Source organism: Mesorhizobium sp. M7A.F.Ca.CA.004.12.1.1 (genome assembly GCF_003997835.1).
GTDB lineage: Bacteria > Pseudomonadota > Alphaproteobacteria > Rhizobiales > Rhizobiaceae > Mesorhizobium.
The window spans coordinates 1-7,303 of sequence record NZ_RZRK01000271.1 but is presented as its reverse complement, the minus strand read 5'-3'; the positions used below and the strand labels follow the sequence as shown (position 1 = coordinate 7,303).

Below are 7,303 nucleotides of genomic sequence, written 5' to 3'. Positions count from 1 at the left end.
ACCCTGACCGGGCCGTCCCGGCAATGATCCGCAACGGCTGTGGCGGATGTCACGAAATCCCGGGAGTGCCCGGCGCCCGTGGCACCGTCGGTCCGTCCCTGCAAGGCGTCGTCGAAAGAGGGATATACCGGGCCGTCGCGAGCCACCCCGGATGCGATGATGCGCTGGATCAGCAGGGCGCGGTACGTTGACCCGAAGACGGCCATGCCCAATACAAATCTGTCGCCTCAAGAGGCGCGCGACATTACCGCCTATCTCTACGCGCGAACATGAGGCGCGCTGAAGTCGCCCCACGGCGCAGGCGTCTTGCCAGCAAAAGCAGCAGGCCAAGCATCAACACGGCGGCGCCCGCTACAAGTGATTGAGCCGCCAGAATCATGATCGTCTGGCTGGTTGTCGTTCCTGCCCGCATCTGGCGTACATCGGCCGCGGTGACGCTGAGGTCGGGATTTCCGAACCGCACGGTGACGTAATTTGCAAGAGCTGCCACCTGGCCATCATCCAGCCAGCCGCCGAAGGCCGCCATCGATTGACGCCCGGCCACGTCACCAGCTTTGACGCCTTCAAGGATGGTCATGACGACATCCTCGGGCGTGGCCGCGCCGGGGGTGCTGTTACGGGTCAAGGACGGATAGGATCCGTCTGATGATCCGCCTCCGTTCGCCCCATGGCACGTCGAACAGAGCGATCGATAGAGATCATCGCCGGTTGCGGTTCCGCTGCCTTGCGTCATCCCTTCGGTTCCAGCAATGTCGTCGGCCGCGGCCGCGGCCGCGTTACCCCATGAGAAACGCGGCTGCTTCTCGTCTCCCGGTTGGGCGGGCACGTCCCTGAGATAGGCGACAATAGCCTGGATGTCGTCGTCGGAAAGATGCTGCAGGCTGTTCATGACCGTTTCCGCCATCGGCCCGCCCGCGTAGGCCTTCCCGGGCACGGCGCCGGTTTTGAGGAATCGAGACAGCTCTTCGTTGCTCCAGCCGCCGACGCCTGCGATCTTGTCGCTGGTGATGTTGAAGGCGTGCCAGATGCCGGCGGTGCCGCCGGCAAGCTTGTGGTCTTCATCCATGCCGAACGTCGCATTCCTTGGCGTGTGGCAGGCACCGCAGTGGCCGAGCACCTCGACAAGGTAGGCTCCCCTGTTCCATGCGGCGGTCCGGCTCCGGTCAGGCGTGAAACTGCCGCTTTGGAGGTTCGCGAGCTTCCACAGCGCAACCGTCCAGCGCTGGTTGAATGGAAAAGGCAGAATGTTTCGCGGCCGCGGCTGGGAAATCGGCGGCTGCGCAAGGAGATAGGCCCGGATCGCAAGCACGTCCTCGCGGCTCATTGCGGCGAAGCTGTCATAGGGCATGGCGGGGTAGAGATCGGCTCCGTCGCGCCTGATACCTTTCTGGACGGCTCGCACGAACTCGTCCGCGGAATAGCGTCCGATGCCCGTTTCGAGATCTGGTGTGATGTTGGTCGAGTATACATCGCCGAAGGGCGTCGGCACGCGATAGCCTCCAGCGAAGGGGCGGCTCGGATTGGACGTGTGGCAGCCGATGCAGTCGGCCGCTCGCGTGAGATATTCACCCCTCTGGATTTCGCTCGCCCGCAGCTCGGTACAAACCGCCAACGATAACAAGACGAGTACGACCGACCGAGAAATGACGGCTGGAAATGGAATGCCCGTGGCAGGCCAAAGCGCGTACCGGCGGTGGATGGCCAATCTCCGCGTCTTTGGCGTCGTCACAATTCGCACCCGCTGAAGATCAGCCCTGCCACCACTTGCGCCAGCAAGATGAGCGTGAACAGCGCCCCGATGCCCACCGAAGTCCTGGCAAGGAACGCGCGCGTGCGCGCCTTCCGGGGCGGGATCGTACCATGTCCGCGGTCATGAACGGCGTGCCACGACAGCAGCGTGCCTGCCAGGGCGACAGCGGCGCCTATCAATGAGAACAAGGCAGTGGGACGAAAGCCGGCATGGCACTGCCAGGATGCAATGGAGTAATCGAGCTGCAGGGCTATTGCCCATGCAACTGGCCCGCTGACCAGGCCTGCCCAGGAAACGCCGGTACGGATCGCCTGCATCTCACATCCTCGGAGCCCAATAGATAACAAGATAGAGCACGACCCATGAGACGACGACGAAGTCCCAGTAGAACGCATTGTCCGAGACGTCGCTGAAGCGGCGGCCCGCCTTGCCTTTTTGCGTGAACATGAGAACCGCCAGGACGATCGTGTCGCCGACATCGGTAAGAAGATGCGTGGTATGCAGTCCAAGTAGGAACCACACGATCGATCCGTAAGCGTTCTGATCCCAGGAAATCCGCAGAGCCGGAAATTCCCAGATGCGAACGATCAGCGGAAGAATCCCGACGACCGACATGACGACCATGCCAAGGCGAACTTTCGCGAGGTCCTGGCGACGCGCCCAAAACTCGATCAGGTGGTTGGGCACGACGCTCGCAACCAGAATGATCAACACTGCCGTGCCCGGCAGCAAATCTGGCGCCGGCGCTCCGATGGGCCAATGCCGGGCCAGCACGGCCAAATAGAAGTAGGTGCCTATCGCCAAGGCAAAACCTGTTGCCTCGAGAGCAATGAAGGCAAGGGTTCCCCACCACATCGGGCTCGCCGACCCGAAATCATATGTGGGCAGGTGGCTGACGCCGGCGACGGGACGGTGCCTCATTCCTCGTCCTCCGGTTCGCCCTTCGGCCAGAACCAACAGATGAAGCCGATCGAAACCGGGATCGCTCCCCAGACCACCGCCCATGGCGTGTATATCGAACCGAGAAATGCACCGCCCACCGCAATGGCCGACAGAAGCGGCCAGATCGAGTTGTCAGCCGATGGCACCCTTAGTTGCGGCACCGCATCGGCGACCGTGCCGGCGAGCACCTCGCGTGCGTCGACACGCAGACCCTCGACCACGGGAAGCGTATCGGGCTCGGCCCAAAGCGGTTCGCGGTGAGTTACCACGGGCAGCCGCGAAAAATCGTAGGAGGGCGGCGGCGACGTCGTCGCCCATTCGAGCGTGCTCGCGCCCCAGGGATTGTCTCCGGCAATGCTGCCGTTGCGAAGGCTGAGCAGGAGGTTCAGGAAGAAAAGCGCAAAGCCGGCGAACACCACCAGTGAAGAGAGGCTGATGAAGAGGTTCATCTCGCCCCAGCCGCTCGCCGGCGGATACGTATAAACGCGGCGCGGCATGCCTTGCAGACCGAGAATATGCATGGGGAAGAAGGTGAGATTGAACCCGAGGAAGACGAGCCAGAAATTCCAGCGGCCGAGCCTCTCAGACAGCATGCGTCCGGTGATCTTGGGAAACCAGTAGTAAACGGCGCCTAGCAGGGGGAAGACGGCGCCCCCGACCAGCACATAGTGGAAATGGGCAACCACGAAATAGGTGTCGTGTACCTGCAGGTCGAGCGGCACCGAGGCGACCATGACCCCGGTCAGGCCGCCGATCACAAAGGTGAAGATGAAGCCGAGCACGAAAAGCATGGGCGTGGCGAAGATCGGCCGGCCGCCCCAGATCGTCGCAATCCAGCAGAAGATCTGAATGCCGCTCGGAATGGCGATCATCATCGAGGAAGCGGTAAAGAAGCTTTCGCCGAGCTGCGGCAGGCCGGTAGCGAACATGTGGTGCACCCACAGGCCGAAGGAAAGAAAACCGATCGCGATCAACGACAGGACGATCCCGAGATAGCCAAAGATCGGGCGGCGAACGAAGGTCGGCAGGATCGCGGAGACGAAGCCGGTCGCCGGAACGAAGATGATGTAGACCTCGGGATGGCCGAAGAACCAGAATAGATGCTGCCACAGCAGTGCATCGCCGCCTGCAGCGGGATCGAAGAATTTCGTGCCGACCAGGCGGTCCAGGATCAGCATTGTGCTCGAGACCATCACGGCCGGCATGGCGAACAGGATGACGAAAGCCGTGACGAGGACGGACCAGACATAGAGCGGGATGCGGTCAAGCGACATGCCGGGAGCACGTTGTTTGAACACTGTCGCGATGATCTCGACCGCTACCGCGAGCGCGGACACTTCAGTGTAGGTCACCATCTGCGCCCAAAAATCGGGGCGCTTGCCGATGCCATATTCGGGTCCGGCGAGCGGTACGTAGGAAAACCAGCCGGCATCCGCACCGGTTTCGAAGGCGAAGGCGATCCAGATCATCAGCCCGCCGGAAAGATAGACCCAGTAGCTGAATGCATTGAGCCGCGGAAAGGCGACATTGCGAGTGCCGATCATCAGCGGCACCAGGTAAATGGCGAAAGCTTCCATCACCGGTACGGCGAACAGAAACATCATCGTCGTGCCATGCATGGTGAACAGCTGGTTGTAGAGATCGGGGCCGATGTGGCCGGCCTCCGGCTGGGCAAGCTGGAAACGCATGGCGAGCGCTGATAGACCCGCAAGGGCGAGAAACAGGAAAGCCGTCACGATATAGCGCCGTCCGATCAGCTTGTGATCGACCGTGACCAGCCAGCCGTAGAAGCCTTTCGGCGTTCGCCAGGCATGCGCCAGAAAGGCGCGCAGTCTCACCTCTTCGAGGCCGGTGTCACGGATGCCTTTCAGGCCCTCCTGGGTATGCTCGGCCGGCTTTCCCCCAATGCCGCTCATTCGAGGCTTCCGAGATAGGCGACGACCGCGTTGAGATCGTCGGCGCTAAGGGCAATGCGCGGCATCTTGGCGCCGGGCTTTATCGACTGTGGATCGGCAATCCAGGCGGCGAGCGCGCCAGGGGTCATGGCCAGCGTATCCGCGGCCAGTGCACGTCGGCTGGCGAGATGCGTAAGATCAGGACCGACCGTTCCGCTGGCAGGCGTGCCTCTTATCGTATGGCAGAGCGCACAGCCGGTGGAAAGAAATGCCTGTTGGCCGCGGCGTTCTTCCTCGCCGCCAGGCGCGGATGCGACGGCGTTTTGCCTGGATTGCCATGCGTCGAACGCTTCGCGGCTTTCCGCGATGACGGTGATGGCCATATGGGCGTGCTGATAGCCGCAGAATTCGGCACACTGGCCACGATAGATGCCGGGCTTATCGGCGATGAGGGTAAGCTGGCTTGGCCGGCCCGGAATGAGATCGCGCTTACCGGCAAGGTTCGGCACCCAGAAGCTATGAATAACATCGAGCGAATCGAGTTCGACCTTGACCGGTTCGCCAACCGGGACATGGATTTCATTTGCCGTGACGATCGATTGCGAGGGATCATTACCGGCATACCGGACCTCCCACCACCATTGGTGCCCCGTGATCCGCACGGCAAGCGTTTCCGTTCCGCTCAGCGAAGCAATGGATTTGCCGGCGAAAAAACTCGCTATCGTCATCATGACGAGCACCAGAACGGTCAACGCAACGGCGCTGCCGACAGCGCGGGTAAATCGGCGCTCCTGATGTGAATCGATCTCAAGCGGCGAGCGCGTTGTCTCGGAGAGGCGGCGACGCAAAAGCGCTGCCGCCAAGACCAGCATGACAAGCAGCCACGTGGCCGCCGCGACTGCGCTGAAAGACCAGATCAGATCAAGGATTCTCCGGGCGTTCGCACCGTGTGCATGGAGGGCCGATTGCCGATCGCCGCATCCTGCCAATACCAACATCGACGCTGCGCTGACCCACCTCAAACGCGGTTGCGCAGCCTTTCCCGCAACAATGCCAGTCAGGATTTGCGTTGGACATGTAAAGGCAAGCGACATTTGCGGTCATGTCCGCCTGCGAGAGCGGGCCAACGGACTCATGCACCTCGCCATGAAGGATCCACCATCGTTGCCAAGGCCATAACGCAGCTGGCTGAAAAAGGATGCTTGGCAACACCGCCCGGTGAAAACCGACGTGAAGCGGTGCGGGTTAGACGATGCGCAACTCCTGGGGAGCCTGATGCCGCCGACTGCTCGTTTGAATCCAGAAAGCAACCAAGAGCAGTGCGGCTCCGCCATAGATCAGGCCAGCGGGAATCCACATGATCAAGCCTGCAAGTTGCTGGTCCTCGAGCGGGCTGAGCCCCCACAGATCCGAGCCGACGGCATTAGCCGGATACCACAGCTTTGGCGAGACGACGAGCAAAACCCCGAGCAGCCCGGTGTGGAGCGAGGTGAAGAAGAGATGCATCACCGCATTGCCGCAAGCGTGCTCGCGGCCAGGGCGAGGCAGCAGCACCCACCAGAACAATAGCCCGGTACCGAGGAAGCTCGCATGCTGGGCATAGTGCAGGAAACCCTGCTGGAGGGCAGCCTCGAACAGCGCCGGGACATGCCAGATCCATATCGCGGCTCCGTGCAGGACGGTCGCGACCACAGGGCGGCTGATGAACGCCCAGATCGCCCGAAGCGTATTTGCATGTCCGGCCGCTCCGAATATCTGGCGCAGCTGTACCGGCAGTGCCCACATCATCGCCGCTGTCGGGCGGGAGGCAACCAGCAGAGGCGCTGCGACCGCCATCAGCAATTCATGCTCGATCATGTGCGCCGCAAACACATGTTCGCCCAACGCATGGATCGGGCTTACAAGGGCGAACGCCAGGACGGCCCAGCCGGCAGCAAACTGGAAGGCCTGCCGTGATCGCAAGCGGCGTCCGCGTCCGCTCCGTCGCCACAGTCGGCTGGCGCCCGCTGTATAGAGCGACACGACTGCCAGGAGCGGCAATGTGATGGGAAGCGCCAGTGTCCAACCGGCTTGCGGGGCGCCGTTGCCATAGCAGATCGAGGTCGAAAAGAGCGCGTCGAAGCTCATGATCCGCATCCGTCAGCCGGAAGAGCACCGGAGCTCCGGTTCATCTGGAAAGATCCAGATTGAAGCCACTGAGGCGCTGTTCTCACCTCCGTGCCTCTAGGCGTCCATCATCGATTTCGCCGGCTCCCGGGCGATGTTTTCTTCTATGCGTTCGTGTCCCGGTGTCCGCGGCAGGGCCTGGCGGAAGTTCTTGGCGTAATCTGCCGGCATTTTGGGCGGCATCAGCGGCTCATACGCATCTACCAGCGCTTCGATCACGACAGGGCCTTCCGTGGCGAAAGCCTGGTCGAGAACCGTCTCGATCTGATCGGCCCGCTCGATGCGAAAACCCTTTGCGCCCATTGCTTCCGCCGCCATGGCAAAATCGATCGGCTGCAATTCGCAACCGAATTGCGGATTCCCCAGAAACATCATCTGCTCCCAGGCGATCTGATTGAGCATGTTGTTCTTGATCACCAGAACCTTCAGCGGGATCTTGTAGCGCACCGCCGTCGAGAATTCGCCGAGCTGCATGGCAAAGCCGCCATCGCCGACGATGGCGGCAATCGGTCGACCGGGAAACGCGATGCCGGCAGCGATGGCGTAGGCG

Annotated in this window: 8 protein-coding genes; all 8 read right to left on the bottom strand. The window is 61.8% G+C overall.

The window, feature by feature from the left end:
- On the bottom strand, positions 1-206 hold a 206-nt coding region (locus EN984_RS38215), incomplete at its 3' end, for a hypothetical protein (protein ID WP_206517432.1).
- Positions 207-244: 38 nt separating this feature from the next.
- Positions 245-1,705, bottom strand: a complete 1,461-nt coding sequence (locus EN984_RS15990; RefSeq protein WP_164748822.1) for a cytochrome c — start codon at positions 1,703-1,705, stop codon at positions 245-247.
- Positions 1,706-1,725: 20 nt separating this feature from the next.
- Positions 1,726-2,067 (bottom strand): hypothetical protein, encoded by a 342-nt coding sequence (locus EN984_RS15985; RefSeq protein WP_127266688.1) that lies wholly within the window; start codon positions 2,065-2,067, stop codon positions 1,726-1,728.
- A 1-nt stretch (position 2,068) separates the two neighbouring features.
- Positions 2,069-2,671 carry a cytochrome c oxidase subunit 3 gene (locus EN984_RS15980; RefSeq protein ID WP_127266702.1) on the bottom strand — a complete coding sequence of 201 codons (603 nt, stop codon included), beginning with the start codon at positions 2,669-2,671 and terminating at the stop codon, positions 2,069-2,071.
- Positions 2,668-4,608 carry a cytochrome c oxidase subunit I gene (gene ctaD / locus EN984_RS15975; protein WP_127266687.1) on the bottom strand — a complete coding sequence of 647 codons (1,941 nt, stop codon included), beginning with the start codon at positions 4,606-4,608 and terminating at the stop codon, positions 2,668-2,670. The genes EN984_RS15980 and ctaD overlap by 4 nt, the downstream gene beginning before the upstream one ends.
- Positions 4,605-5,681: a cytochrome c oxidase subunit II gene (gene coxB / locus EN984_RS15970; RefSeq protein WP_306244779.1), complete on the bottom strand. Its 1,077-nt coding sequence runs from the start codon at positions 5,679-5,681 to the stop codon at positions 4,605-4,607. Before coxB ends, ctaD begins: the two co-directional genes overlap by 4 nt.
- Before the next feature lie 151 nt (positions 5,682-5,832).
- Positions 5,833-6,714, bottom strand: a complete 882-nt coding sequence (locus EN984_RS15965) for a cytochrome c oxidase assembly protein (RefSeq protein WP_127266686.1) — start codon at positions 6,712-6,714, stop codon at positions 5,833-5,835.
- A 96-nt stretch (positions 6,715-6,810) separates the two neighbouring features.
- Positions 6,811-7,303, bottom strand: a 493-nt coding sequence (locus tag EN984_RS15960; protein WP_245480073.1) for a thiamine pyrophosphate-dependent enzyme, incomplete at its 5' end; no start/stop codon positions are given.

Coding starts and splice junctions, on each gene's coding strand:
- EN984_RS15985 (WP_127266688.1), bottom strand. CDS start 2,067: ATGCAGGCGATCCGTACCGGCGTTTCCTGGGCAGGCCTGGTCAGCGGG.
- EN984_RS15980 (WP_127266702.1), bottom strand. CDS start 2,671: ATGAGGCACCGTCCCGTCGCCGGCGTCAGCCACCTGCCCACATATGAT.
- ctaD (WP_127266687.1), bottom strand. CDS start 4,608: ATGAGCGGCATTGGGGGAAAGCCGGCCGAGCATACCCAGGAGGGCCTG.
- coxB (WP_306244779.1), bottom strand. CDS start 5,681: ATGTCGCTTGCCTTTACATGTCCAACGCAAATCCTGACTGGCATTGTT.
- EN984_RS15965 (WP_127266686.1), bottom strand. CDS start 6,714: ATGAGCTTCGACGCGCTCTTTTCGACCTCGATCTGCTATGGCAACGGC.